At 41.9% G+C, this 23,386-nt stretch carries 18 protein-coding genes and 1 pseudogene; 12 read left to right on the forward strand and 7 right to left on the reverse strand.

Going from position 1 to position 23,386, the window contains the following annotated elements:
• Positions 1–38: 38 nt before the first annotated feature.
• A pseudogene (locus F7734_RS28035) lies at positions 39–404 on the reverse strand (flagellar assembly protein H); the annotation flags it as partial.
• Positions 405–701: 297 nt separating this feature from the next.
• Between F7734_RS28035 and F7734_RS28040 the strand changes: the two are divergent.
• Positions 702–1,646 (forward strand): DUF4351 domain-containing protein, encoded by a 945-nt coding sequence (locus tag F7734_RS28040; RefSeq protein ID WP_155747880.1) that lies wholly within the window; start codon positions 702–704, stop codon positions 1,644–1,646.
• A gap of 199 nt (positions 1,647–1,845) precedes the next feature.
• Positions 1,846–2,766, forward strand: coding sequence for a DUF4351 domain-containing protein (locus F7734_RS28045; RefSeq protein ID WP_155747881.1), 921 nt, complete (start codon positions 1,846–1,848; stop codon positions 2,764–2,766).
• Positions 2,767–3,338: 572 nt separating this feature from the next.
• Here the strand turns inward: F7734_RS28045 and F7734_RS28050 are convergent.
• A complete protein-coding gene (locus tag F7734_RS28050; protein WP_155747882.1) occupies positions 3,339–3,815 on the reverse strand; it encodes an OsmC family protein in 477 nt (158 codons plus the stop codon).
• Positions 3,816–3,884: 69 nt separating this feature from the next.
• Complete coding sequence (locus F7734_RS28055; RefSeq protein ID WP_243147130.1) at positions 3,885–4,094, reverse strand: hypothetical protein; 210 nt, start codon at positions 4,092–4,094, stop codon at positions 3,885–3,887.
• 552 nt (positions 4,095–4,646) lie between these two features.
• On the opposite strand from F7734_RS28055, the gene F7734_RS28060 reads away from it, so the two are divergent.
• From F7734_RS28060 to F7734_RS28100, 9 genes are all read left to right on the forward strand, one after another.
• Positions 4,647–7,886 carry a ferritin-like domain-containing protein gene (locus F7734_RS28060; RefSeq protein ID WP_243147131.1) on the forward strand — a complete coding sequence of 1,080 codons (3,240 nt, stop codon included), beginning with the start codon at positions 4,647–4,649 and terminating at the stop codon, positions 7,884–7,886.
• Positions 7,887–7,995: 109 nt separating this feature from the next.
• Entirely contained in the window at positions 7,996–9,585 is a 1,590-nt protein-coding gene (locus F7734_RS28065) for an FAD-dependent monooxygenase (RefSeq protein WP_155747883.1), read from the forward strand.
• Positions 9,586–9,668: 83 nt separating this feature from the next.
• Positions 9,669–10,346 carry a glutathione S-transferase family protein gene (locus F7734_RS28070; protein WP_155747884.1) on the forward strand — a complete coding sequence of 226 codons (678 nt, stop codon included), beginning with the start codon at positions 9,669–9,671 and terminating at the stop codon, positions 10,344–10,346.
• Between the two features lie 180 nt (positions 10,347–10,526).
• Positions 10,527–11,777, forward strand: coding sequence for a cytochrome P450 (locus F7734_RS28075; protein WP_155747885.1), 1,251 nt, complete (start codon positions 10,527–10,529; stop codon positions 11,775–11,777).
• Between the two features lie 334 nt (positions 11,778–12,111).
• On the forward strand, positions 12,112–12,483 hold the full coding sequence (locus tag F7734_RS28080; protein ID WP_155747886.1) for a VOC family protein: 372 nt from the start codon (positions 12,112–12,114) through the stop codon (positions 12,481–12,483).
• A 151-nt stretch (positions 12,484–12,634) separates the two neighbouring features.
• The gene (locus F7734_RS28085) at positions 12,635–14,029 is read left to right on the forward strand and encodes a cytochrome P450 (protein ID WP_155747887.1); all 1,395 of its coding nucleotides are present in this window, start codon (positions 12,635–12,637) and stop codon (positions 14,027–14,029) included.
• 298 nt (positions 14,030–14,327) lie between these two features.
• Positions 14,328–15,968, forward strand: a complete 1,641-nt coding sequence (locus F7734_RS28090; protein WP_207714231.1) for an MFS transporter — start codon at positions 14,328–14,330, stop codon at positions 15,966–15,968.
• A gap of 359 nt (positions 15,969–16,327) precedes the next feature.
• Positions 16,328–17,569 (forward strand): MFS transporter, encoded by a 1,242-nt coding sequence (locus F7734_RS28095; RefSeq protein ID WP_155747888.1) that lies wholly within the window; start codon positions 16,328–16,330, stop codon positions 17,567–17,569.
• A gap of 122 nt (positions 17,570–17,691) precedes the next feature.
• Positions 17,692–18,651, forward strand: a complete 960-nt coding sequence (locus F7734_RS28100) for a DUF3365 domain-containing protein (protein ID WP_155747889.1) — start codon at positions 17,692–17,694, stop codon at positions 18,649–18,651.
• 214 nt (positions 18,652–18,865) lie between these two features.
• On the opposite strand, the gene F7734_RS28105 is transcribed toward F7734_RS28100, so the two are convergent.
• Together F7734_RS28105 and F7734_RS28110 are read right to left on the reverse strand one after the other, a co-directional pair.
• Positions 18,866–19,849: an NAD-dependent epimerase/dehydratase family protein gene (locus F7734_RS28105; RefSeq protein ID WP_155747890.1), complete on the reverse strand. Its 984-nt coding sequence runs from the start codon at positions 19,847–19,849 to the stop codon at positions 18,866–18,868.
• A complete protein-coding gene (locus F7734_RS28110) occupies positions 19,833–20,033 on the reverse strand; it encodes a hypothetical protein (RefSeq protein ID WP_155747891.1) in 201 nt (66 codons plus the stop codon). Before F7734_RS28110 ends, F7734_RS28105 begins: the two co-directional genes overlap by 17 nt.
• A 233-nt stretch (positions 20,034–20,266) precedes the next feature.
• On the opposite strand from F7734_RS28110, the gene F7734_RS28115 reads away from it, so the two are divergent.
• The gene (locus tag F7734_RS28115; protein ID WP_155747892.1) at positions 20,267–20,827 is read left to right on the forward strand and encodes a hypothetical protein; all 561 of its coding nucleotides are present in this window, start codon (positions 20,267–20,269) and stop codon (positions 20,825–20,827) included.
• Between the two features lie 218 nt (positions 20,828–21,045).
• Here F7734_RS28115 and F7734_RS28120 read toward each other — a convergent pair whose 3' ends face one another.
• Positions 21,046–21,858, reverse strand: coding sequence for a type 1 glutamine amidotransferase (locus F7734_RS28120; protein ID WP_155747893.1), 813 nt, complete (start codon positions 21,856–21,858; stop codon positions 21,046–21,048).
• 124 nt (positions 21,859–21,982) lie between these two features.
• Entirely contained in the window at positions 21,983–23,320 is a 1,338-nt protein-coding gene (locus tag F7734_RS28125; RefSeq protein WP_166482202.1) for a Mur ligase family protein, read from the reverse strand.
• Positions 23,321–23,386: the final 66 nt, after the last annotated feature.

Consider the following 23,386-nt stretch of genomic DNA (forward strand, 5'->3'; position numbering starts at 1 on the left):
GCAACTGCAACAGTTTCAGCAGAGTTGTCCATATTATCAAGCTCACGCTGAAAAACCTGCTCTTCTGACGCATTCAACTCTAAGTAAGTATCCACAAATCCAGAAATTAACTTTGTTCGAGCCGGATCGAGCCGTAAAGTTGCCAGTAATCGCAAACACTCTGCTTTCACCTTCGCCCTATCTTCAGGTGCAATTCGCATTTTTGCCATTAACGCTGCGGCTACCGGATTTTTGTGTTGTAAGAAATCTCGCCAATTCAGCTGATTCAGTTGGATTGCTGTAAAGTTAAACTCCAGTACCTTTAAATTTGGAAACTCGACTTGATACTGTTTCCGTTCTTGCCGTTTTGGTTCATCAAAAGAAAATACAACAACTGGATAAATAGGAAGCAAGTATTCTTGATGTCGCCAAGATTATCAGTCCAAGCGATCGCCACAGAATCACTGTAGACTTTTGTGAAGTCGCTGATTTACAAGCTTGGTTAAATCAAACTCAAGCATAGAAAACTCCAGACACCCGATTTTTTCAGAAGTCGGGTGTCTGTTTGTTCAATTCACTTTATCTGTAATAAATCTCAGCAAAGAAAATTGACTTGTGCAAATAGTCACCGCTCTCGATAGTTCTCAATCGCCAATTTCTCTTGCTAGAAAATCTGATACAATGACCGCTTAACAAATGCCCAAATTCACTCTTCAAATTTCATGACCCGCTTTCTACATGACCAGTTTGCCAAAGATTACCTCAAAGAATTACTGAAAAACTATGGTTCGGTCAACACCTCAGAAAAAGTCTCAACAGAGATTAAAGAAATCGATGTCTTATTCATTCCCACTCAACCTCCTCAGGCTGAGATACAAGTCTTAGGTTTATTGAGCAGATTCGCCGAATTCCCGATGATATTGGAACCCTTCCGCAATCCTGCATCCGAAGATGAAATCTGCGACTGCTTGCTAAAATTATTAGAAGTCAGAGCATCCATGCGCCGAGAAGCGAAAGCCAAGAAAAGGAAATTGCCAAAACATCAAATCCCGAAACTGTGGATTCTCACTCCCACCGCATCTTCTGACAAACTATCGAGTTTTAACATCAATCAAAAACCGGGATGGTTACCAAGAATTTACTTTTTAGGCGGTGCGTTGAGAGCCGCAATTGTCGTCATACACCAACTCCCAGCGACACCAGAGACATTATGGTTGAGACTTTTAGGTAGGGGACAAGTACAAGAGCAAGCAATTCTGGAGTTGGCTGGGTTACCCTCCGACCATCCCTATCAGCAAGCAACGCTAGAATTAGTTTACGACCTGCGGGAAAATTTGAGAGTCAATCGCGATATCAATAAAGACGACCGGGAGTTAATTATGCGATTAGAGCCACTGTATCAGCGTCATCGAGAACAAGCCAAAGAAGAGGGACGAATTGAAGGACGACAAGAGGGACGAATTGAAGGACGACAAGAGGGACGAATTGAAGGCGAGCAACGTCTGGTGATGCGTCAGCTTAATCGACTTTTTGGTGAAATCGATGCATCATTAACTCAGCAAATTCGAGAATTATCCCCCGAACAACTCGAAGCTTTGGGAGAAGTTTTATTAGACTTTTGTGAAGTCGCTGATTTACAAGCTTGGTTAAATCAAACTCAAGCATAGAAAACTCCAGACACCCGATTTTTTCAGAAGTCGGGTGTCTGTTTGTTCAATTCACTTTATCTGTAATAAATCTCAGCAAAGAAAATTGACTTGTGCAAATAGTCACCGCTCTCGATAGTTCTCAATCGCCAATTTCTCTTGCTAGAAAATCTGATACAATGACCGCTTAACAAATGCCCAAATTCACTCTTCAAATTTCATGACCCGCTTTCTACATGACCAGTTTGCCAAAGATTACCTCAAAGAATTACTGAAAAACTATGGTTCGGTCAACACCTCAGAAAAAGTCTCAACAGAGATTAAAGAAATCGATGTCTTATTCATTCCCACTCAACCTCCTCAGGCTGAGATACAAGTCTTAGGTTTATTGAGCAGATTCGCCGAATTCCCGATGATATTGGAACCCTTCCGCAATCCTGCATCCGAAGATGAAATCTGCGACTGCTTGCTAAAATTATTAGAAGTCAGAGCATCCATGCGCCGAGAAGCGAAAGCCAAGAAAAGGAAATTGCCAAAACATCAAATCCCGAAACTGTGGATTCTCACTCCCACCGCATCTTCTGACAAACTATCGAGTTTTAACATCAATCAAAAACCGGGATGGTTACCAAGAATTTACTTTTTAGGCGGTGCGTTGAGAGCCGCAATTGTCGTCATACACCAACTCCCAGCGACACCAGAGACATTATGGTTGAGACTTTTAGGTAGGGGACAAGTACAAGAGCAAGCAATTCTGGAGTTGGCTGGGTTACCCTCCGACCATCCCTATCAGCAAGCAACGCTAGAATTAGTTTACGACCTGCGGGAAAATTTGAGAGTCAATCGCGATATCAATAAAGACGACCGGGAGTTAATTATGCGATTAGAGCCACTGTATCAGCGTCATCGAGAACAAGCCAAAGAAGAGGGACGAATTGAAGGACGACAAGAGGGACGACTTGAAGGCGAGCAACGTCTGGTGATGCGTCAGCTTAATCGACTTTTTGGTGAAATCGATGCATCATTAACTCAGCAAATTCGAGAATTATCCCCCGAACAACTCGAAGCTTTGGGAGAAGTTTTATTAGACTTTTGTGAAGTCGCTGATTTACAAACTTGGTTAAATCAAACTCAAGCATAGAACACCTCAGCGGTCCGACAACTTCTGCGAAGTCGGGGATCTAACTAGCACAACGCTGTATGTTTTCTTGTCAATACACTTTATAGAATCCATAATTTCTCTATAATCTAGAGATTTTACAGCAGTTTTCACCTAAATGAACCACACCGTTTGTAGGGGCGCAATGCCTTGCGCCCCTACGATTGTGGTCTATTTACCTGAAAATGGCTGTAAGAAAAATCAAAGTTCATATGCTTGGAAAAACAATTTTTGCCTACACCGATGCGAAGACGGCTAGTCGCGATAAAAAACCACAGAGGCGCAGAGGGCGCAGAGGAAGAGAAAGAGAGAATGAGTATTTCCATAACTTGTTTCTCCTGCGACCCATACTATCAAGCTCACGCTGAAAAACCTTCTCTTCTGACGCATTCAACTCTATAGATAGTCATCCTAAATCATTTGTAAAATTCTCTCTTCTCTCTTTTCTCCCTTGCTCTTTGCGACGCCCGGAGCTTCAAGCTAGGAAACCCGTCCAACGCACTGACTCCAAAATGCGGTTAATAATTTTAGTTCTTCAGTACTCGATATGAAGACTAGTTAGCAACTGCAACAGTTTCAGCAGAGTGACGAATTGGGAAATTGACAGAGTTAGCAATAAAACACATTTTGTGAGCTTCCTCATGCAAACGGGTTGCTCTTTCGATATCTGCACTATTAGCGATCGCCACACGAGGTTTGAGTGTTACCTCAGTAAATCGTCCGCTTCCGTCACTTGTCTCTTCCATGACACCAACGGGATTATCGACGTAATCCGTCACGACAATTTTTGCACTTGCACACAGATGAAGATACCAGAGCATATGACAAGCAGAAATTGATCCTACCAGTAGTTCCTCAGGATTATACCGTGTTGGGTCACCACGAAAAGAGGGGTCGGACGAGCAATAAATAATGGGCTTGTCTTGACTTTGAATCTCGTGGTTCCGACTGTATGCTCGGTAATTTGCTGTTCCTTCCCCAAGATTACCAGTCCAAGCGATCGCAACAGAGTAAGTGTGAGATTTTACCATAAAGATTAAGTGTAAACAGAATTCATTCTTCCTTGAGTCAGTACTTCTTTACATTAACACGAGAGTTTTTTAGGCATGATTTTTTCTAGTCTCCAATTCTGCAATCTTTGCTCTTAGTATTTGTTCTGTTTTTTCGATACTTGCTAACTTATCCTGGAGTTCTTGCTTTTGCTTTAATACCTTAGCGAGATACTTCGCAAAGCAGCTACCATCAATAACAGATTGAAGTTGATGTTCATATTCTTCATCTGACATGGGTGTACCACACATTGCGGTCACTGGTCACTGGTCACTGGTCACTGGTCAGAAAAAGTCAGAAAAGGTGTGAAATAGTCTTAATCTCCTTGTAGTTGCTGCAACATTTACGGAATATGAGAAACAACGATTGATGACAAGTACAGAGACACAACGGTAACCAATTGACTGTAAGCAAACAGTAAATAATACCTTATCTAACAAAAGGAAATATTAATTTATGTTAATCAGTCAACACCACCTATTTTTCAAATCTAATTTTAAAATGACTAAAGCGATTAAAAACAAAATTTCTATAAAGAATACAACAAATAGTAACAATCTTGATGATTATATTAATAATTTGCCAAAATTTATCAAAATTCAAAATCTTTTAAATTTCAGCTTGAGCGGATTGGTAAGACAAACCAGGACATAAATATATTTCTTCCCTACCCCCTACCCCTTACCCCTAACCCCTTCAAAGAATATGAGCATCTTAGACTTTCCACGCCTGCACTTTCAAGGTTTGCTCGCACCCACGCCCCCACGGGACATAAAAACGGTTTGGTCGATCTAAGTACCAACACAGTTTATATGGAGGGCGAACGTTTTGACCACAGTCGTCCTTTATCGGAATACCACGAATATCTCCAAACCTTGGGACCTCGGTTTAATGCTCAAGGACAATGGGACGAAAGCGGTTCTTTCAGTATGGCAAAGGGTTGGGACTTTGGCGGAAACGGTCACTTTGCGATCGAAGCAAAAATTGTCAGTACTCAACGCGAACCAGGACAAGTTGACCAGCAAGACCCAGCAGTCGGACGCAGTATTGATATGTGGGGTCACTTCAATGATTACTTAGCCACAACTTTCAATCGCGCCCGTATCTTTGAGTGCGATCCTGCTTCCAATTGGACAACCACAATTATGGTCGGTCAACTGACTTTTGGAAGACAGGGTGTATCCCATGAAGTTCCATATATGCTCTCAGCTCCTGTTGAAGGGATGCAACCTGCTCGTTGGCAAAACTTTAACTACATCCGAGAATTACCAGAACATGCCCTCAACAATGAGTTCAAACGTGCAGCAGTCTATCAATTCGTCATACCTAAACACGCTAAAGATTTGCTCTGGGGCGAAGAGACAGCACTTTCACCAACCGTTTCTCTACTGCGTTCTGCAATGGAACGGGAAGATGTGTTGGGCGTGGTTGTACAGTTCAGTTTAAGCAATATGTCGGCTCCGTTACAACCGGACTCACCAGTGTTTTGGCATTTACATGGAACTATCGGTTTGTGGTGTGAAGGTGAACTGACGACTTACCCACAAGGTCGGTTGTTAACTCCCCGCCACGTCTTCCAAAATCCCGAAGACAGAACACTGTCTAACCTGACAGTTGAAATTACCCCTCAAGGTGCTAGCTTGAATATGGTAACAGCAGTTCCTTGCAAGGGACGCGCTACTCAAGCAGGACCGGGACCGACTCATGCGATCGCTTCCAAGCTTGACTTGGGTGACTTGGAACTGCGTACAGTTAACAGTCAGCGATTGGTAGCGCGAATTCCCAAGGAAGCATACCAACAACAAGCACATCAACTTACAAGTGGTATTGTAGACGTACCTTTGGCAGAACCTTTTGAGCATCTGTCTCATGAGATCGAACAACAGGGTTTGTGCATTGTTGGAACACTTAACGGTCAGCGACAGATTTTAGTTCGGGAAGAGGAAATTAACCTCCAAGTTAACGACGCCTGTTTGTTTGTAGAATTTCCAGATGAAAAGCGTGGGTTAGACTATGCCATAGAATTAGAGGTGCGGTCTTTTGTTCGAGGTCGTCCCGCACCAGTTGAAATCTACTTGCGCCAATTTTACAATCCCAAAGGTTTGCCCCAGTTGCGTTATGACTTCGATCGCAATCCAGAAAATGCCGATAAAACTTTCTACTTTCCCCATAGTATAGATATCGTACATTTCAAACCCGGTAAGCAGTACGAGATGGGTGATTTTACGGCTACAACTGCGATCGCAACTGACAACCAAGGACGCGGTTGGGTAACTGTACGTGGAGTTCAATCGGGGACTGCACGAGTCCTCCTATCAACACGGGCTGACGAAATACCGGGGGATGCTTCTCATCCCGACCAAGCCCTCATTAGCTACGATAACGAAGATCGCCTTGGCTTCTGGTCTGGGGCTGGTTCTTTCGCCGTTCGAGTTCTCCCCAACAATTGGCACTTAGAAGACATTCCAGATGAGTCAGTAGACTTTAACCTCATTTACGAGCATATCCTCGCTTTCTACGAACTTTCTTTTTCCTTTATGAAAGCCGAGGTCTTCAGTTTAGCGGACAAATGCAAGGTAGAAACTTATGCTCGCCTCATGTGGCAAATGTGCGACCCTTGCAACAAAAACAAAACCTACTATATGCCACCTACACGAGATATGTCCCAACCTCAAGCCATGCTTCTACGTAAATATTTGCAAAACCAACAGCGAGTGGGCTATGTTCCTGAAACCAAGCCAACGCCAAAGAGCACTCAGCGCACCATTCAAACTCGTGATGAACTGGTAGCTGCCCTGCGACACGCTGCAGAACTTGAGGTTGCAGTTATGTTGCAGTATGTTTACGCTGCATACTCCATTCCCAACTATGTCACAGGTGAAGAGTACGTGCGCCGGGGCTTGTGGACTCCCGAACAACTGCGTCTGGCTTGCGGTGACAATCAGGAAGGACACGACTATGGAATGCGGGGTGTGTTGTTGGATATCTCTCGCGAAGAGATGGTTCATTTCTTGATGGTCAATAATATCTTAATGGCGATCGGCGAACCTTTCTATCCAGCTATACCCAATTGGAATGAAGCGAATCGACGCTTCCCTATCGAAGTCGATTTTGCTCTAGAACCCTTTGGTGCATCTAGCTTGCAGCGATTTTTACAATTTGAATTGCCTGACTTTTTGGTGGAAGATTTGGCTCATGAAACTGAACCAAACGACCCAAGTGTTGATAAGCTGCACGGTTATGGTTCCTTAAGCGAACTGTATCGTCAAATCCGGGCTGCGATCGAAAATATTCCAGATTTAATTGTTGTTAAAAAGGGTTGCGTGGGTGGCGAACACCACTTATTCTTGCGTAAGGATACTAATAAATCTCACCCTGATTATCAGTTCCAAGTAGATGACGTGAAAAGCGCTCTCTTTGCCATTGACTTAATTGTCGAGCAGGGCGAAGGTTGTGAGGCAGAGTCATCTAAATTTGAAGAATCTCATTATCAAAAATTCCGGCGTGTTGCAGATGCATTGGCTCGGGAGCAAACGATTGATGCGACTACCGGGCATAATTTACCTTGGAATCCAGCATATCCTGCACTGCGTAACCCCACGCTCTATCACAAAGATTACAACTCTACTGTTGTTACTGTTCCCCAAACTAGGGCTGTCATGCAGATTTTTAATGAGTCTTACTATTTAATGATGCAACTGATGGTGCAGCATTTTGGGTTAATGCCTCATGGTAGTATGCGGCGATCGAAACTGATGAATGCAGCTATTGATGTGATGACGGGTATGATGCGTCCTTTGGGTGAGTTGCTGATGACTATGCCTTCTGGGAAACGCGGGAAAACGGCTGGTCCTTCTTTTGAGATTGCTAACCCACCTGCGTATATTCCAGCACCAGAAATTGCGTATCGGGCGATCGCAAGTCGATTTGAACGGTTGAGTCATGAGGCTAGAGAGTGTGAAGTTATTCCTAGCATGGTTTACGAAATGTTTGATTTCTACGCGAGATATTTCGAGGATTTTGCAAAGAATCCCCAGCACATTTTGGGTTAATCGACTTCTTGCGTAAATATTTTTTGTCTCACGCAAAGCCGCAAAGGCGCAAAGGAAAAGTACGCAAAAATTGACTTTGCAAGCACTTTAATAAAGTTAGGGGGAAGTTATGAAACTGGAAACAGATGTTCTCATTGTTGGTGGCGGACCGGTTGGTTTATCGACAGCACTAGAATTGCGTTACCAAGGTATTAATTGTATCCTGATAGAGCAATCGGATGGTGTGGTGACTGACCCCAAAGTCAGTACGGTTGGACCCCGCTCGATGGAGCTTTACCGCCGTTGGGGTATTTCTCAGCAAATACGCAATGCTGGATGGCCTGTTGACCATACTTTAGATGTTGCATGGGTAACGGCTGTTGGTGGTTATGAAATATACCGCATTCATTTTCCGTCTTATGCAGAGAGAACCTTACCTGAATATACGCCAGAACCAGAGCAAGTTTGCCCTCAAAATTGGGTTGCGCCCGTTCTAATGGATGCTTTGGGAGAATATCCATCAGGAGTTATTAAGCTTCTTTGTCGTTTGGACAGCTTTGAACAAACGGAGGAAGAAGTTGTCGCTAAGGTGACGAATATTGAATCGGGAAACACGGAATTTATCCACGCCAAGTACTTGGTGGCTTGTGATGGTGCTCGCAGTACAGTCCGTAAAGCTTGTAACGTTGAGACTCCATCATTCCATCCCACTCAACTGTTTCAAAGCGTTGTGTTTAATGCACCAGAGTTACCAAGCCAGTTGGGATCGCGCAATGCTATGGTTTTCTTCCTGGTTAACCCTACGTTACAAGAACCGCTCCGGGCTGTGGATGGACGGGGATCGTACCGCTTGATTCTTAAACCAAAAGCAGATGGTGAGTTGCGTGACCCGGAAGAAGCTGTTCGAGAAGCGATCGCAATAGATACCCCTATTGAAATTGTTTCCAATCTTAAATGGTACCTTACCCATCGTGTTGCTGACCAATTCCGTCAAGGGCGCGTGTTCTTTGCAGGCGATTCTGCTCATACCCTCTCACCTTCTGGTGGTTTTGGTATGAATACGGGGATATGTGATGCACTCGATCTGGGTTGGAAACTGGCGGCAACCCTCAAAGGTTGGGGCGGAGAAAAATTGCTCGATACTTATGAAATGGAAAGGCGTCCTATTGCAGTCAGAAACCTTGAAGAAGCGAATGCTAACCTCCAACGCGGTCAAAAACGTGCTGTCCCTCCAGAAATTATGAGCGATTCTCCTGAAGGCGAAGCAATCCGAAATTCTATGGCTGAAGGTTTGGAGCGTAGTGGCGTTAAGCGTGAGTTCGACGCACCAGGAGTTCATTTTGGATTCCGTTATGAGTCAGCGATCGTTATCCCTGATGGTACGCCTCCTAACAGCGATCCTTTCCAATGGACTCAGAATAGTTATCCCGGATCGCGAGCACCCCATGCATGGTTAGAACCTGACAAATCTATATTGGATCTCTTTAGTCAAGGGTATGTGCTGCTGTGCTTTCAAGGACAACAAGGAACTGAAAATTTTGCCAAAGCTTGCTACGACAGACACGTTCCACTGACAATCAGCTTTATCGAAAAACCGGAGATTGCGAAACTTTATGAACGAGCATATGTACTTGTGCGTCCAGACGGACACGTTGCTTGGAGAGGCGATGCTTTACCTAGCGATCTAGGTACTCTTATCGATCGCGTGCGAGGTTGCTAATTGTCATTAATTCAGTAAGTCAGTAGTTAGCAATTCACCGACTAACTCACCACTAACCACTAACCACTAACTACTAACCACTTATGAAACTTTATTACGCCCCAGCCTCATCCTACTCCCAGCGAGTTCTCATCGCTCTTTATGAAAAAGACGCAGCTTTTACACCAATAGAAGTTAATCTTTTTGATAAAGAAGAGCGATCGCTCTATACAAAAATTAATCCTTTTGCCAAAATTCCCACCCTAGAAACCGAATCCGGTAAAATACTTTTCGAGGCTTGCATCATTATTGAATATCTCGATCAAAGGTTTCAAAACAAACCTCACTTAATCCCACAAGATCCAAAGCTAGCTTTAGAAGTCCGAATGCTTGAACGGATCGTTGACGTGTACATTAACCGAGGACGTGAAGCGTTATTTTCAGACTCTCAGCGCCCGGTGGAAGAACAAGGGAGTAGTGAGGTAAAGAAAGCACATCGGTTACTAGAGACAGCGTGCTTGCAAATGGAAGAAAGATTGTCAGGTAGAACTTGGCTGGTTGGGGAAGAGTTCTCCCTTGCAGACTGTGCTGCTGCACCCACCTTAAGTTACCTACGTATGGTTTACAGCTACAAGCATTTCCCTCAATTAACAGATTATGTTCGGCGTTTGGAATCCAGACCATCTGTGGCAAAAGTTCAAAACTTCGGACGCGAGCAAATGATACAAATGCTGTCTGCGTTGAAAAACCCACTTGAATTAGTGTCGTTGGATAATTGTTAATGGCTAATTGCTCAATAATATCAAATCCGTTTGTATCAGAATTATTTCTCTTTTCTCTTTCTCTACGCTCTCAGCGCCTCTGCGGTTTTTTAATCGTTCAGATGCTACCGGATTTGATATAACATCTTTTCAATCCAAAATCCAAAATCTAAAATCCAAAATAATCATAACGGAGTAAAAATGACCGTTTCTACAATTGAAAGACTCAACCCATTTATACCGGAAGTCATCGCAGATCCCTATACAGTGTATCGTCGCTATAGAGAAGAAGACCCCGTGCATTGGGGGATTTCTGCAAATCCCCAACTACCTGGTGCTTGGTATATCTTCCGTTATAATGATGTCATGCAAGTGATGGAAGACCGTAGATTTGGTCGCGAAACCTTGAACGAACGAGAGGATGTTGAAACTACGCCAGTACCAACAGCATATAATGCGTTCCTGTCTCTGGTAAGTAACTGGATAGTTTTCCGGGAACCACCCAATCATACACGGCTAAAATCGCTGGCTAGCAAGGCATTTACCCCAAAAATTGTCGAAAACATTCGTCCAGCCATCTACGAAATCGCAGACAGTCTGTTGGATAAAGTCCAGAACCGTGGAGAATTGGACTTAGTTGAGGATTTCGCTTTCCCTCTGCCAACCAAGGTAGTTGCTATTATGCTAGGTGCTGACCCAGAAGACCTTCCATTGTTTCGTCAATGGGCATTAGCCATGCAGCATGCCAGTGCTTCCCGTTTGAAACCACCACCAGAAGTTTACGAAAAGGCAAACCAGGGTGCTCAGTCATTTATCGACTATTTTACTCCTCTGATTACAGAGCGACGTGCCAATCCACGAGAAGACTTAATCTCAGCTTTAGTTAAGGCGGCTGATGAAGGCGACAAATTGAGCGACTTTGAAATCGTGGCTACTTGTACTCACCTGTTGACAGCAGGACATGAGACCACAATCAATTTGATTGCGAAGGGAACTCTGGCGTTACTCTACCATCCAGAAGCACTCAAAAAGTTACGCTCCCATCCTGAACTTATTCCTTCAGCCGTAGAAGAGTTCGTCCGCTACGACACCCCAATCCAGATGGTAACGCGGTGGGCTTATGCAGATGTTGAAGTTGGTGGCAAGTTAATCCGGCGTGGAGATAGCGTAGGTATCATGCTTGGCTCAGCGAACCGAGATCCCGCTCAATTTAAAAATCCTGATGTTTTGGATATACAACGTCAAGAAAACAAACATAGTGCCTATGGCGGTGGTATCCATTACTGTCTTGGTTCGTCCTTAGCTCGTGCTGAGGGACAGATTGCAATCAATGTGTTGCTAAACCGTTTACCCGAACTTCGTTTGCTAGACGAGAAGATTGAGTGGGCAAATAACATCGTGTTTCACGGTCCCAATCATCTAAGGGTTGCTTTTAATAAACCTGTAGTTTAAAGATTTCCAAGAAATAAATTATCCATCTTGTGGTGTTAGCGTCCTCGCCCGTACCTTATTCATAGCGGGCAAGATGTCCGCACCATAAGAGTGATAAAATACACATAGCCCACCACTAAGGCTTTTGGTGGGCTTTAGCCCTACCTACTACAGTCATAAAAAGACAGAAAAGGTCAGAAAAGGTCTGTACTCAAGCTACAGAGCTATTCGGTTTCCGAAAATGCCTCAGTTCTTGATGGTAACTAGATATAGATGACATTCACTGAAGATGTTACCTTCCCACCACTGGTCACTGGTTCTCAAAGGCAGTCTAACTAATGAGGTAAAAAATAACATGAGTATTATACAAGGGTTGACAAAAGCGATTCTTTATGTAAGAGACATAGACACACAAATAAAGTTTTACCGCGACCAATTGGGGCTTGAGGTCAAGTCGTTTATGAGTATAGATGGACGCAGCGACAAACAGTGGGTGGAGTTTGCAACTGGTGAATGCACTTTGGTTCTGCACGGTAATATGGATAAGGACTTCGGTAAGGATAGACCTAAACTGGCATTTCGCGTTGATGATTTTGAAACAGCTTACAATACGTTAATTGAGCGTGGTGTTAAACTCGGTCCCGTTCGTTCACCTTCACCTGGTTTAAAAGTGGCTGAAGGTCTCGATCCAGAAGACAACCCGTTTACCATTGATTGCCAAAAATAATGGTTTGTTGCACTAATTTTGATAAATTGAAAAAACCTTACTAGGCGCTGAAATCGCAGAGAAAAAGAAGGAGAGAATCAATCGAACAACGTTTTTATTTATCAAAATTAGTTAAATCAATTGATGGAAAAATTTAATCATAGAAAAAGTCATGTTAAAGTCAGATATAAACAAATCGAATAATCCAACTTCTACAATTCCAGATGTCTTCTCTTTACCTGGTCCTAAAGGCAAGTTTTTACTGGGAAATTTGGTTGAATTTGAACAAAGTCCCCTTGGATTTCTGACCCAATGCGCTCAACAATATGGTGGGATTGTTCCTTTCCGTTTGGGAGCGAATCCAACGATTTTGATAACTGAGCCTGAGTATATTGAGCAAGTCTTTAAAAACCGGGAGTTGTTTGGTACTCCAAAAATATTGAAAGTCCTTTTTCGCACTTTATTGGGACAGGGGCTTTTAACGAGTGATGGAGATACTTGGCTTCGCCAGCGCCGTTTATCTCAACCTGTCTTTCACCAAAAACGTATTGCTGGTTATGGTGAGGTGATGGTTGCCTATACTGAAAAAATGCTTGCTTCTTGGCAAAATGGGGAAACAAAAGATATTCAAGCTGAGATGATGCATCTCACCTTTAACATTGTAATGAAGACTCTTTTTAGTCGGGATGCGACTGACAAAGAGGCTGAAGATGTAGCTTTAGCAATGGGTTTGGCGGCTCCTTGGTTTGTGGACAACCGTAAATCTCCTTTCCCTGCTTTGTCTAAGAGGCTCCCAACTCCGTCCAATCGTCGCTATAGATCTGCTGTCCGCCAATTGGATAAGTATATTTACAGTATTATCGAACAACGGCGCTCTAGTGGAGAAGATCCTGGGGATTTGCTGTCGATGATGATGCAAGCACGGGATGAAAATGATGGCTCTCAAATGAGTGACAAGCAATTGCGCGATGCGATCGCCACTCTCATTTTCGCCGGACATGAAACGACTGCAAATAGTTTGGCTTGGACGTGGATGCTTTTATCTCAGCATCCTGAGGTGCAAACCAAGTTACAACAAGAACTCCAAGAAGTTTTGGGCGATCGCTCTCCGACTCTTGCAGACCTTGTTTCTTTACAATACACCAATATGGTGGTGAAAGAATCAATGCGGCTGTATCCAGTTGTGTGGAATAGAGTCAGTGAAGCTAGCCAGGACTGCGAACTTGGCGGTTATCGAGTCCCCGCAGGTTGTACGGTGATTATTAGCCAATGGGTTATGCATCGCTGCGATCGCTATTTTAACAATCCAGAAGCATTTTATCCAGAGCGTTGGGCTAACGACTTAGAAAAACAACTTCCTAGAGGTGTTTATGCACCCTTTGGCGATGGACCCCGTACTTGCATTGGTAGAAGCTTTGCATTGATGGAAGCCGTTTTATTATTAGCAACCATTGCCCAAAAATTTGAACTTAATCTTATTCCCAATCAGACAATTATTCCCGAACCAACTATGACTTTACAACCTAAAAATGGGATTAAAGTTGTAGTCAGTAAACGAGACAATTGAGATGCTGATAACAAGGAAAATAGACTTATATGCTATTTTAAGTAAGTCGGCAAAATCCTTAATAGTTCGTAGTTGCTCTATTTTCGCCTGCATCGCAACTACGAACAGATAAATAAGATTTTACATGATTAATAAATTTTCAATTACGAATTATACTAATTTCAACAAAGAATGCGACACATAGTTGCTTCAAATCCAGCATATACATGGTTTTCTCAATCCAAAATCTAAAATCTAAAATCCAAAATGGTATTATTTCGTCACTGTTACCGATAATTCTTAATAAGGAAACAATAATATGAGTCCCTCTACTATGAAAGCTAAACCAACGAGTCCCGGCAATCTATCCCAGGATAAAAATTTTTACATCATTAATGCTTTAACACTTATAGCAATTTTAGGGGGGACAGTTTTTAACCCAGCGCTACCAACTATCTCGCAAGTTTTTAACGTTTCCAGCGAACAAGTAGCACTAGTAGCAACACTCTTTCAGTTACCTGGTGCAATTGTCACTCCAATATTCGGAGTTTTAGCTGACACTTTTGGTAGAAAGCAAATCCTAGTTCCTTCGCTGCTGCTATTTGCTCTAGGGGGAATGTTAAGCGGCTTTGCTCAAAACTTCCGCAGTCTTTTAGAGTGGAGAGTTGTGCAGGGTATTGGGACTGCAAGCCTAGAATCGTTGCAGCTGACTATCATTGGTGACCTCTATAGGGGAAGACAACTCGGCGCTGTAATGGCATTTAATGCTGGCTTGATTGGTATGAGTTCAGCACTCTTTCCTCTCATTGGCGGATTATTAACTGGATTTAGTTGGCGATTGCCGTTTATGATATCCTTTGTTGCTGTTCCGGTCGCATTATTGGTCTTATTCACCCTCAAGCTACCAAAGCAACAGACTAACCCCCAAAATTTTAAACTAAAACCATATCTGCAAAATACTTGGAGCAGCATTAACAATCGTCAGGTTTTAGGGTTGATGTTTGCGGTGATGATTCAATTCATGCTGCAAGTTGGAACCTGTTTAGTTTACATTCCACTCCTAGCAGGAGAACTAGGTGCATCTGCTGGTTTTAATGGCTTTCTACTTGCTAGCATATCGATATCTGTTGCCATAGTTGCTTCTCAACTAGGACGAATTACACAGAAATTTTCTGAAATTAAACTCATCAAATTTTCTTTCATTTTAGCTGCTTTGGCATTCGCTATTATCCCGATAATTCATAACGTTTGGCTGCTTTTTATCCCTATCTTGTTAATTGGTGCATCTCAAGGTCTGGCGTTTCCATCTACCCAAGCACTGCTAGCAGGACTTGCCGCACAAGAATCTCGCGCTGGCTTTATGGCGGTCAATTCAACAGTTCAATCGTGGGGACAAACACTTGGTCCATTTCTAGGAAGTCTCATTGATATAATATGGGGAACCCGAATTGTCTTTGCAAGCAGTGCTATTATTTCCCTCATCTCATTGGTCATTTTCCATGCTCTGCTCACAACTAAAAAACCAAGCCCCAGCCCCTCCCCAGATCATCCCTCAGTTGCTCTCAACTTTGTTAATGCAGAACAAGTCAATCTCGGAGAAAGCTTTGTTGAAGTTCCCACAGTTGCAGAAAAACCCATTGCTAGATTATTCCATATTCAGAGCAATAAAGTTATTGAACTACCGGAAAACTTCTCTCTCCTTCGGATAGGAAAACCTAACAGACGCAGTTTTCCTGATATCGATTTGTCTGCATTACCCAATTCCGATATCGTTTCTCGGATTCATGCGGAAATTAAGTTTGAAGGAGGAGAGTACTACATTCAAGATATGGGTAGTTCTAATGGAACTTATATTAACAAATATCCTCTCTTACCTGGAATTTGGTATAAATTGAAGCCCGGTTTAACCTTCAGCATCGGTAGACGAGATGCAGTTTCTTTCAAATTTCAAATTGCTTAATTAGTTAGTGGATAGTGGTTAGTGGATAGTTGTTAGTTGTTAGTTGGCGATTACTAATGAAGTCAGACTGATAATGAATAATTAGCATTCCTTGCACTGTGTAGATTCCTGCAAGATTCCCGACTTCTTAGAGAAGTCGGGAATCTTGTAGAAAGTAACTTGATACCAAGAGTCATAAAAACTAGTAAAAAGATGGAAAAGGTCAGAAAAAGTCTGTACTCAAACTACAGAGCTATTTGGTTTCCGAAAATGCCTCAATTCTAGATGATAGTTAAATATAGAAGACATTCACTTAAAACCACTAACAACCAACCACTATCCACTAACAACTAACCACTATCCACTAACAACTAACCACTATGAAACTTCAACAAGATAAATCAAATCTTACATACAAAGATAACAATCTCAATATCATCATCAGTGTAACACTCACATCCGTGATGGGTGTGATGGCTATCAACCCTGCACTACCAGCCATTGGGGAAGCCTTTAAGGTTCCAAATGAACAAATTGGATTGGTTATGGCAAGCTTTTTGATACCAATTGCAATTGGAACTCCAATCTTTGGGGTTTTGGCTGACCGTATTGGCAGAAAGAAAATTCTCATTCCTTCTTTACTACTGTTTGCACTTGGCGGAATTTTAAGTGCTTTTGCAAGGGATTTTCGCAGTTTATTAGAGTGGAGATTTTTGCAAGGCGTTGGCGCTGCTAGTTTAGAGTCTTTGTCTCTTACTGTAATTGCTGATGTTTACTCCGGGAAGATGTTGACTGCAGCTATGGCATTTAACGCCAGTATGATTGGTTTGAGTGCAACAGTTTATCCTCTTGTTGGCGGTGGATTGGCACAACTCAGCTGGCAATACCCATTTTTCCTCTCAGTTTTTGCTCTTCCAATTGCATTATTAGTGTTGACACAGCTAAAACTACCAAAGACTCAAAGCCAAAGGTCTGTTGATGAGTTCAAGCTCAAAGCCTACTTGAGAAGTACTTGGAAGAGTATTAACAACCGCTCTGTATTGGCGCTGTTGTTTGCGGTGTTGTCTTTATTTATCTTAGAATTTGGTTCTTGCTTTATCTGCATTCCACTTCTAGCGGCAAATAATCTTGGTGCATCTGGTGCAGTCATTGGTATTATCCTTGCCAGTATGGAAATAACTCTTGCTTTGTTTGCTTCTCAATTGGGATGGTTTGCTCAGAAGTTCTCTGAAGTTACACTTATCAAAATCTCTTTCGTTGTTTGTGCGGTATCATTATTGATTGCTCCCTTAATGAGCAATGTGTGGCAGCTTTTTATCCCTGTTCTCATATTTGGTGCAGGTCTTGGTATTGCGCTACCATCCATCCAAACAGTATTTGCACGCCTTGCACCAGAGGACAATCGCGCTGGATTTATGGCTATGAATGTGACTCTCCAATCTTTGGGGAGAGCGCTAGGTCCCGCTTTAGTAGGCATTGCTTTTGGATTTGTAGGAATTCAAGGAGCCTTATATGCTAGCGCTATTTTCGCCCTTGTCACATTCATAGTGCTGAATTCTTTCCTAGTAAGAACAACACAAAAACCTGAGTTTGTTGGGAAAAGTGAGCATTACATTGGGTAAATCATTCTGTAGGGTGGGCTAAAGCCCACCAAAAGGCGAATATAGTGAACAATACCTACCCTACTTAACAAACAACAAATGACAAATGACAAATGACAAATGACAAATGACAAATAACCCTTATGAATAGCTTAAAAAGAAGCTTATTAATTTTTAATAATTTAACTTTAGCTAAAAAACTGACTGCACTCCTGTTACTTATATTTATTGAAGGAATTGCTCTAAGCGGAATAGCTTTAGCTAGTGTTTTAAATTACAAAACACAATATGAAATTAGCTCAAGTGCATGGTTATTGCTTCAGACTCTAAACTCCGTCCGCTCTTACACGACAACTGAAGTTGTTCCTCAATTACAATCTCGTTTAGATAATAATGAGTTTATACAGCAGGCTATACCAGCATATTCTTCACGAAAAGTCTTGGAAGATTTCCAAAAGAAAAATGATAAGTTTAAAGACTTTCTTTATAAGGAAGCAATGCTGAACCCTACTAATCTTCGAGATAAAGCAGATACTTTTGAAACGACAATTGTTAAAGAATTTCAAAAGCAAAAAAGTCTCAATAGCTTATCAGGATTTCGTTCTATTTTTGGAAAAAACTTTTTTTACATTGCTCTCCCTCTATCTATAACTGAATCTAGTTGCTTGCAGTGTCACAGCACACCTGATGTCGCTCCTAAAACTATGATTGATATATATGGTGATCGCAATGGTTTTGGCTGGAAATTAAATATGATTAATGGTGCTCAAATTGTTTCTATTCCCGCTCATGAAGTTTTGCAAAAAGCCAGACAATTCCTAGTTTTAGTTATGGGGGTTGTCACTCTAATTTTTGCCAGTGCTATATATATAGCTAATTTTTGGCTCAAACGTTATGTTGTTAAGCCTATTAAACAAGTTGTTCGGGTAACAGAAGCAGTAAGTACTGGTAATTTTGATGTTGAGTTTGAGAAGGTATCGAATGATGAAATAGGGAGCTTGATAGAAGCTTTTACACGTATGAAGTTGAGTTTGATTATGGCAATTAGAAGATACGAGCGTTACCGAATGGTAAATCGAGAAACTCATGATAAAAAAGCATGATAGTAGAGCTTCTTAAATCAGCCGCCCGTCTTCCATATTAATTATCCGATGGCAAAGCTACAAGGGATAAGAATTTTTGTAGGTTGGGTTGAGGAACGAAACCCAACATTTACAGACATTTGTTGGGTTTCCCCACAGGTTTACCCAACCTGCAATTTGCTCAGCCCTTGTAGTATTGAAGGTGGATTCATTTTCTGTCTCTATCTCCTTTTCATCAAACAATGGTCAAAAGATTATTTTTTATCAACCACTCTCGTACTTGCGCCATACCCTCACTCAAATTAATTCGCGGTTCGTAGCCCAGAACGCATCGTGCTTTTTCAATAGAGTAGCTATGAGTTCTGGTGATGAAATCAATCGTTTCGGGTAACACGTCAGCATTTTTCCCCTGCTGTCGCAAACGAGCTTTTGCCAACACAGCTGGTACTGAAAACATAGGTGGAGGGCAATCGCTAATTTTAGCCAGTTGCGTGTAATATTCTTTCCATGTAGTTTTACAACCATCGGTGATATTAAAAGCTTCACCATATGTCTCTTTCTCAATAGCTAGGAAAACCCCGTCTATAAGATTGTCCACAAATACATGGTTGCAAATACCCCGCCCTCCATTAATTAAAACAAACTTTTTCTTTTGCATCATTTTTAAAGGACGCAATATCCAAACATCCGCACCAGGACCATAAATATCCCCTGCTCGAATTAAAATCACCCCAAAATCCCTTGGATTGTTAAACTTTAATATTTCCTGTTCGCTTTCTATTTTTGTTTGGCAGAAAGGATTGTTCTCACCACACAAAGAACCTTCTTCCGTTACATTATCTGGAAAACGAAAACCGTAAACCAGAACGCTAGAGAGGTGAACAAAAGTTTTTGCACCTACTTTCTTAGCGACTGTAGCTGTCTTCACCGTTCCATCCACATTCACTGTCCGAAAAGCGTCTATACAACCGCCCGCCTCGTTCATAGATGCTGTGTGAAAAACAATATCTGCACCCTCACAAGCTTTTTCCAATACCTCCTCATCGTTAGTACTACCTATAAAAACAGATACTCCAAGTTCTTGTGCCTTCTGAGCTTTTAAGGGTGAAGCTTCCAATCCGCGTACCTTCATCCCGTTCGCTATCGCTACTTGTGCTGCTCGCAGTGCTATAAAATTGCCGATTCCCGTAATGAAAAGAGTTTTATTGTTGAGGTTCATTGTTTGCGCTTCCTACCATTGTTAGACTGTCAAGACCAAACTCCAGTTCTATATACTGAAAAACTTTTGGTTCACCAGGATGCACGAACCAGTCAGAGATTCGATTGATTGACAGATTGTGCTTGGCAAGAAATGGGTCAATAAACGGTAGGTGTTCGCGTATTTCTGTTACGGCAACAAACACTATATTGACGCTAAAATTTCATATTTAAAAAGAAAATTATGCAATATTTAGACCCATAATTGAGAATTTCCGTAAAAATCCCATAGTGGAGCCTAAGTACCTTTTTGTATATTAATTTCAATAGGATTCTTGCAAAAGTTAATTTTTTCTGACTTTTCTTTTGCAACTTTGCCAAAGACACAAATACTTGTGCAAGAGGTCTAATGAACAGACATCATACAAGAAGTAAATTGATGAAAAAACTGGATTTTTTATCTAACATGGATGTAACTGAAACTCAAATAGAGTACGATACCGTTTTAGATTCATATATAATTGTTTTCTGGAATTTATTTAATATATGGGACGAAATACCCGCTCGTCTCAAGATAGAAATCAACCAGTTGATAATTTTAAACTTTACAGAAGTACTTTATAACTATTATAAGTACGAACGGAAAATATTTAAATCATTAAAAATCAAGCATTTTGAAGAGTTTTGGATTGAGGATAGTTGGAGAAAATCGCCACTGTTACATAAATCTCTCAACCTACCTGCTATAAAAAATTCCCTAGCTATCGGTATTCAAGCCATTACATCACCTATTGCCATATCACTATTTGGATGTGACGATGCACAAGTCAAGACAGAAGAATTTAGTCAGGAACTGGCTAATTACGTTACAAGTTATGATACTATATCTACTTTAAGTAACAAGATAGGTAAGCCAGAGAAACGGGAAACTAAAGAAAAATTTGTAGTCAGAGCAAGTTGTGTACTTCGAGAAATGTTGAAAGAAAAATTAAATGTGTAGGTTGGGTTGAGGAACGAAACCCAACAATTACAGACATTTGTTGGGTTTCCCCACAGGTTTACCCAACCTGCAAAAATTCTTATCCGAGCAGTATTGATAAGACTCCTATTTGATTTTTGAGATATACAGCGCTTTGCATCTAAATGGAGTAAACCCCCCTCTGTCCCCCCGATGCTTTGGGGGGATGAAAGAAAGGGGGGTAATTTCAAAAACAAGATTTAAACTCTAGCAGCAGCAACAGTTGGCGGGTTTACCTTCAACCGCTTAAACATAGCTTCCCTCGCTTGCATTGCCAAGGTATCATCTAGAGGTGACAGTGTGATAGGCTGTTGATACTTCAACCGCAACGCAGTTTGAATCAACCAATCAGCAACAAAGGGATTTTTTGGTAACAAGGGACCGTGGGAATAAGTTGCGATCGCATTCTGATAAAAAGCCCCTTCTGTTCCATCTTCACCATTGTTACCCAATCCATAAACAACGCGTCCGAGTGCTTCCACCTTTCCAAGCTTAGTGCGCCCGCCGTGATTTTCAAAACCAATCAAATATGGCTTGCTACCTGTCATTTCCTCCAAGTCCCGTGCTAAACGAGTTGCACTGACTTCTATAACCAAATTGCCGATACAGCGACGGACATTTTCCCCTGGATGCACGGACACCATATCTAATATGCCCAATCCTTCAATACGTTGTCCAAACCCTGGTTCATAGTAATGTCCCAACAACTGAGGCGAACCACAAGTAAACACTCCAGGAGTACCATTTTCTATCTTCTCCCGCATGGCTTCTGCTTTCGCACCTTGTAAATCGCGCATGACAATTTCTTGTTGGCGATCCTGTGCGCCCCCACCCACGATGACATCAACCGAACGTATATCATCTGCAGTAGAATTTTGATCTAGAGGCAATATGCGAACATTATATCCCCGCCACTGACTGCGGCGTTCTATACAAATAACATTACCGCGATCGCCGTAAGTACTCATCAGTTTTGGATATAACCAACCAATTGTTAATTCATATTGTTTCATAAAAGTCCTTTTGCTAATTGCTAATTGCTAATTGCTAATTGCTAATTGCTAATTGCTAATTGCTAATTGCTAATTGCTAATTGTGTTTTGACCATTAACCATTAGCCATTAGCCATTAGCATATTTATAATATCTTCCTGCCAGTGAGAACTTCTCTCACTTCTAGCATGGCGGAATAAGTAGGGAGAATGTGTAATGTTTCATTTTCTGGAGTGTTTTCCAGTGCAGTTGCGATCGCTTGGCGCAAATCTTCTTCTACAATAAGTTTAAAATGACTTTCAGGTGTCTTTTCGCTATAGCGCAGGCGTAGTGCCATGTCGTAAACGCGATCGCCACTGACAATTAAAGTCCCTCCTCGCTCTACTAATTTCTCTGTATCGACATCCCAAATCCAAGATACATCTGTACCATCTGGTATGCGGTCATTTAATACAAACAATGTTGTTTTGTCACTGCTTTGAGTGACAACCCGAATTGTTTCATTTGTTCCTACTGGATTTTTTGAAAGTAGAATTCGGACTCGCTTACCGTTAATTTCTAACTCTTCTGCACGACCAAACGCAGCTTGGAAGTTATTAATTGTATCGCGAATAGTTGCTTCATCTATACCCAATTCAATAGCAGCAGTCGCAGCAGCTAATGTATTGTATTTGTTGTACAAACCAACAAGGATTTGCGACCACTCATTGCTATTAAGCTTCGGTTGACTTCTTTGAAAGCCGCATTTGGGACAGAGAAAATCTCCCAAGTGAGACAAATAAACTCCTTGATAGTTGAGGGAATGCCCGCAACTAGGACAAAAGATCGAATCGACAGCGTGAGGGATTTCCTCTAGATAATTCTCCGGTTCATTCAAGCCAAAGAATAACACTTTTTGGGGTAATTGCTGCCCGAGAAGCGATAGTGTGGGATCGTCAGCGTTGGGAATCACGACTGTTTCTAGTGGTAAGGTAGAAATCACTTTTGTCCACCGCTTGCTAATGGCATCGACTTCCCCATATCTATCTAATTGGTCGCGAAATAGGTTTAAGCAAAGAACAATCCGAGGCTGAATCGGTGCTAAGACCTTCGGTATAATATTCTCGTCTACTTCTAATATGGCATAATCAACATCTAATGTACCTACTATGTTGGTTGATTCCAACATGGCAGTCATCAAACCATTTTCTAAGTTAGCGCCAGTGGAGTTGTGAGCAACCCGATATCCTTTGCGTTCCAGTATTGTGCGTAAAAGCAGCGATGTCGTAGTTTTGCCATTTGTTCCGGCAATGAGAATAACTCCATTTTTCACCTGGTTGCTTAATAATTGCAAGAGGCGGGGTTCGATGCGACGGGCGATGGAACCCGGTAAAACACTCGCTGCACCCAATCGCAGCGATCGCACCATAAAAGTTACACTTTTTGCTACTGAGACAGCCAAACCCAGTCGCAGTCTATCTATAAGTTGAATTTTGTTTCCCACATCAGTATCCTAATTTTTTGGCAGTTAATAACTTATAACCCATGGAGGGGGAGTAGGGGGTAGGGG

Source organism: Scytonema sp. UIC 10036 (assembly GCF_009725235.1).